This window comes from Erythrobacter sp. (genome assembly GCF_023653175.1).
In the GTDB taxonomy this organism is placed as follows: Bacteria; Pseudomonadota; Alphaproteobacteria; order Sphingomonadales; family Sphingomonadaceae; genus Erythrobacter.
The window spans coordinates 1-3,304 of record NZ_JAMNXL010000270.1; the positions used below are offsets into that span (position 1 = coordinate 1).

Genomic DNA, 3,304 nt, shown 5'->3' on the forward strand with positions numbered 1-3,304 from the left:
CACCGCGTGTTCGGCGGGGTCTGGAAGCTCCCGCCGCTGGTGCACCACGAGGACGGTTTCAACGAGGACGAGGCGGTGCGCCTCAAGCCTGCGCGCAACCTCTACCGCCGCGCCGCACTGGGGCGGGCGGCGGCGCTGATCGTGCCCTCGACGGGCCTCGAAACGATCGCCCGCGATGTCTGGCGCCAGCCCGAAGCGCGGGTGCTGCGCATCCCCAACGGCATCGACACCGCAGCCTTTGCCGCCCCGCCCGATCCTGCCGCCCTGCCGATCCGCAAGGGCGAGGGGCAGTTCTGGGTCGGCACGCTTGCAGGCCTTCGCGCGGTCAAGCGCCTGCCCGATCTCGTCACTGCCTTCGCAGCCCTCCCGCCCGAATGGCAGCTGGTGATCTGCGGTGAGGGGCCGGAGCGCGGTGCCATCACCGCCGCAGCCGAAGCGCTGGGGATCGCCGCGCGCGTCCACCTTCCCGGCAATGTCGACCCCGCCAAGGTCGTCGGCCTGTTCGACATCTTCGCCCTGTCCTCGGCTTCCGAGCAATTTCCGCTCTCGGTGATCGAGGCGATGGCGGCAGGCGTGCCGGTGGCGGCGACTGATGTGGGCGATATCCGCCATATCCTGTGCGAACAGGGTCGCGTACTCCTGGCGCCTGCGGGCGATGTCGGGGCACTTTCGGGCGCACTGCTCGCGCTCGCCGCCGACACCGCTCTGCGCGCACGCCTCGGCAAGGCCAACGCCGCCCGCGCGCACGAGAATTTCGATTTTGCGGTGATGCAGGCCGCCTATGAAGCGGCCTATGCGGGCGCGATGGGGCGGGCCTTCTGATACCTGCTTTTCCACGCAGATTGCTTCATCCCCCGTTCAATCACTCCCCGCCACTCCTGCGCCCTGACAGCCGGTGCCATTGCGCGAGGGCCTTCACCTGCCTAAAGAGCGCCCTCGCGCCCTCATCAGCATGGCGGCGCGGATCATATCACGAGGACACCAAGGCCCACCATGGCGCGCATTCCGACCACCTCCCCCGACACCGCCGCCCCCTCGCGCGAGGACGAGGTGCTGATCCGCGAAATCGACGAGGCGGTGCGCGAGGACGCGGCGCTCGAATTCATGCGCAAGCACGGGGTCAAGGTGCTGGGCGGGGTGCTGGCACTGGTCGCCGCGCTGGGCGGATATATGATCTGGGACCACTATGCCGAACAAGCGCTCGAGACGCAGTCGGAAACGGTGATTTCCGCGCTCGACCTTGCCGAGAAGAACGATTTCAAGAGCGCGTCCGAGAAGGTCGCTGGCCTGCTCGGCGAGGACAGCTCGCCCGGTGCGCGCGCGGCGGCGCGGTTCATCCAGGCGGCTGCAGCGCTGGAAGCGGGCGACAAGACCAAGGCGAGCGGGCTCTACAAGCAGGTCGCCGCCGACCCGACCACGCCGCCCGCTCTGCGCGATCTGGCCCGCGTGCGCGAGGTCAGCATCAATTACGACACCATGCAGCCTGCTGCCGTGATCGCGCAGCTCAAGGATCTGGCCGTCCCTGGCAATCCCTATTTCGGCTCGGCGGGCGAGCTGGTGGCAATGGCGCATCTGGAAGCCGGCAACCGCGGCGAAGCGGGCAAGCTGTTCGCGGAAATCTCGAAGGATGAAGACCTGCCCGAAAGCTTGCGCAGCCGCGCGCGACAGATGGCAGGACTGATGGGCGTCGACGCGATCGTTGACGTGAATAAGCTGCTCAAGGACGAAGGGGTCACGTCCGATGACGAAGGCGACAGCGCTGCGGCACCGCCCGCGCCGTCTGCACAATGATCGAGGGATGGGAATAAAAGCGCCTATGACACACAGTAAAATCCTGCGCGCCGCGCTGCTGGCGGGCGTGCTGGCGGTGGGGCTTTCCGGCTGCAAGGGCGGATTGTTCGGCGGGGGCAAGGACAAGACCACGCCGACCATCGGCAACCGCGTGCCGATCCTCTCGCGCATCGAGAGCGGGGCCGAGGTCGATCCCGCGCTCGCCGGGATCAGCGTGGTGCTGCCGCCGCAGCGCAACAATCCCGAATGGGCGCAGGCTGGCGGCGCGGCGAGCAAGTCCTACGGCCACCTCGCCCTCGCCGAGACCCCGACCAAGGTGTGGAGCGCGCAGGTCGCCGGATCGAGCAACCGCGAACGCCTCGCTGCCGCGCCCGTGGTGGGCGGCGGTAAGCTGTTCGTGACCGGCACCGACGGGGTGATCCACGCCTTCGACAAGAACACCGGCGCCAAGCTGTGGACCCTCCAGAACGACGAGAGCATGACCAAGGACATGCGCCCCTCGGCCTTCGGCGGCGGGGCCAGCTATGAAGGCGGCAAGCTCTACGCGACCAACGGCGTGGGCGAGGTCAAGGCGATCAATGCCGAGACCGGCGCAATGCTGTGGAAGGTCAAGCCCGCAGGGCCCCTGCGCGGTTCGCCCACCATCGCCTTCGGCCAGCTTTTCGTGATGACGCAGGACAACCAGCTGATCTCGCTCAACATCGGCGATGGCTCGCTGGTGTGGGACGAGAGCGGGTCGAACACCCAGTCGGGCGTGTTCGGCGTCGCCGCGCCCGCCGCCGGTCAGGGCACGATCGTCGCGGGCTATTCGAGCGGCGAGCTCACCGCCTACCGCTACGAGAACGGCCGCGTGCTGTGGTCGGACGCGCTGGCGCGCACCAATATCTCGACCACGGTCGGCTCGGTCACCGATATCGACGCCGATCCGATCATCGATTCGGGCCGCGTCTATGCGCTCGGGCAGGGCGGGCGCATGGCGGCCTATGAACTGGTCAGCGGCCAGCGCATCTGGGAGCTTAACCTCGCCGGCATCTCCACCCCAGCGATCGCGGGCGAGTGGATCTTCACGCTCACCGACGATGCACGCCTGCTCGCCATCGCCCGGTCGAGCGGCCGGGTGCGCTGGATCAGCCAGCTGCGGCGCTACAAGGACGAGGAAGACAAGGAAGGGCAGATCTTCTGGACCGGCCCTGTGCTCGCCGGCGGCCAGCTGTGGGTGGCAAGCTCGCGCGGGGAGCTGTGGAAGGTCAGCGCGGGCGAGGGTTCGGCCTCGCTGTTCGCCGATATCGGCCAGCCGGTCAGCATTGCCCCGGTCGTTGCCGATGGCATGCTTTTCCTGTTGGACGACAGCGGCACGATCCACGCCTGGAAGTGATTGCCTGCTTCGGCTTTCCGCCACTGCCCGCCGTCGGCGGGTCATTGGCGGGTCGTAACCGGGTCGTAGCGTCCTTTTCGCCGGGTCGTCGTCGATCCGGGGCGCAATTGCCGGGGTGTTAACCCTTGTGCTGTAGGA

The 3,304-nt window shown here is 68.0% G+C and carries 3 protein-coding genes; all 3 read left to right on the plus strand.

Annotated elements, in window-relative coordinates; translation table 11 throughout:
- On the plus strand, window positions 1–822 hold an 822-nt coding region (locus NBV68_RS18680), incomplete at its 5' end, for a glycosyltransferase (protein WP_296312921.1).
- Window positions 823–993: 171 nt separating this feature from the next.
- Complete coding sequence (locus NBV68_RS18685; protein WP_296312924.1) at window positions 994–1,791, plus strand: tetratricopeptide repeat protein; 798 nt, start codon at window positions 994–996, stop codon at window positions 1,789–1,791.
- A gap of 25 nt (window positions 1,792–1,816) precedes the next feature.
- Complete coding sequence (locus NBV68_RS18690; RefSeq protein WP_296312927.1) at window positions 1,817–3,166, plus strand: PQQ-binding-like beta-propeller repeat protein; 1,350 nt, start codon at window positions 1,817–1,819, stop codon at window positions 3,164–3,166.
- Window positions 3,167–3,304 lie beyond the last annotated feature (138 nt).